This is a genomic window from Moorena sp. SIO3B2 (assembly GCF_010692525.1).
Lineage (GTDB): Bacteria > Cyanobacteriota > Cyanobacteriia > Cyanobacteriales > Coleofasciculaceae > Moorena > Moorena producens.
In genome coordinates, this window is the sequence record NZ_JAAHHE010000920.1 from 1 (window position 1) to 1,245 (window position 1,245).

2 protein-coding genes are annotated in these 1,245 nt (G+C 44.7%); both read right to left on the minus strand.

The annotated features are described in order from the left end of the window. Window positions 1-118 precede the first annotated feature (118 nt). Window positions 119-553 carry a hypothetical protein gene (locus F6K38_RS42375; protein WP_008178259.1) on the minus strand — a complete coding sequence of 145 codons (435 nt, stop codon included), beginning with the start codon at window positions 551-553 and terminating at the stop codon, window positions 119-121. A 402-nt stretch (window positions 554-955) separates the two neighbouring features. Next, window positions 956-1,245, minus strand: a 290-nt coding sequence (locus F6K38_RS42380) for a Maf family protein (RefSeq protein ID WP_287360869.1), incomplete at its 5' end; no start/stop codon positions are given.

Consider the following 1,245-nt stretch of genomic DNA (forward strand, 5'->3'; position numbering starts at 1 on the left):
TCTATATGCTATCTGTCGCTATCTGTAGGGTGCGTTAATAAAGCAGCGTAATCGTTATAGCGGTTCTGATAGCAATGAGGTACACAGGATTTTTTTCCTATTCCCTATTCCCTATTCCCTATTCCCTATTCCCTTTTTTGGCAGATAGACTAGAGCTACTATCAGTACCTAGGTCAGACCCTTGGGGTAGCCGACCCATGGTAGTACTCAGAACAGTAAACAGTTGTTGCAAATTTTCCAAATTTTGCTGAATAGTCTGGCGTCCTTGTTGTACCTGCTGTAGGTGAAATTGCTTCAGTTCAGTGTAAGGCCCATTGCCCATAAACTCTGAACCAACTTGGTTGTTGATTTCACCATCAACAATATTCATGCGACTACGCATTTGGCAATCAGAGCTTGGTTGGTCTAACTCAGCTGAGGAATGAGGAGCTGGGCTAGATGAGGAGACCCAAGTCGTAATTTCTAACTCCACTGCTTCACCTAGGGATAGGGTCAGGGCATCCCTAATGTTACCTGCCTTGATTTGTTGTTTAAAGTCGTCTTTAGTGGTCATAGATTTTTTTGTTGCCCTAGTCCTTAGTTCTTAGTTATTAGTAGTCAGCTCACAGTCTGCTGGTAATTACAAGCGATGCAGCGCGGTCTTGGGGAGGCAGCGCGGTCTTGGGGGTTCCCCCGGAGACGAAACCTTAGACAGGCTCGCCTTTATGGTTGGTAGGTTATGCAAAAAAGGGTTAAAACTTATTGATTAAGGCGAGCCTGTCTTACGGTAACTTCAAACCACTCGCGCTTTGCCGTGGTTTCCCCGGAGACGAAACCTTAGAGAGGGTCGCCTTTAATGTCGGCAGGTTATGCAGAAAAGGGTTAAATATTTTTTAATAAGGCTCCACTCTCTTACGGTAACTTCAAACCACTCGCGCTTTGCATCAAGACAATGACTAATCACCAATTACTATACCTATTGCCAAAAATCAGTAACTTCATATCCTAGTTCCTCTAACATTCGATGGAGCAGGGGTAAGCTCAGACCAATAACATTACTATGACAGCCTTCGATTTTGTCAACGAAGAGCCCCCCTCTACCTTCCAAAGCAAAGGCACCAGCACATTTAAGGGGTTCGCCAGTAGCAACATAGGCTTCTATAGCGCGATCGCTTACATTGGCAAAATAAACTCGCGTTACACCACAGCGCACTATGGTTTTGTTCCGAGATAAGTCAATTAAAGCATGACCTGTATAGAGTTCCC

Bases quoted from the DNA above. Each gene is read 5' to 3' on its own strand.
- F6K38_RS42375 (WP_008178259.1), bottom strand. From the start codon at position 553: ATGACCACTAAAGACGACTTTAAACAACAAATCAAGGCAGGTAACATT.